The sequence below is a fragment of the Thermus sp. FJN-A genome, assembly GCF_054655095.1.
In genome coordinates, this window is the sequence record NZ_BAAHSC010000271.1 from 1 (window position 1) to 236 (window position 236).

The following is a 236-nucleotide window of genomic DNA, read 5'->3' on the forward strand; positions in this document are numbered from 1 at the left end:
CCAGGGCCCCCTCCATCAGGCCGTAGAGCTCGGCCCGGAGGGCACCCCACAGCACCCAGGCGTAGAAGCGCACGCTCCCAGGATCCCGGAACTCCCGGGCCAGGGAGAGGGCGAGGGCCTCCACCAGGGTCCGGCGCTCGGCGGGGCGGGCCCGGAGGAGGGCGGTGAGAGAGTCTATAGCTAACGGGTTTTCGGCTTCGCCAGGGAGTAACGAAAACCCAAGCAAAAGTCCGAGA

At 68.6% G+C, this 236-nt stretch carries 1 pseudogene; it reads right to left on the bottom strand.

From position 1 onward, the window contains the following. A pseudogene (locus ACYQ0J_RS13685) lies at nucleotides 1–236 on the bottom strand (hypothetical protein); the annotation flags it as partial.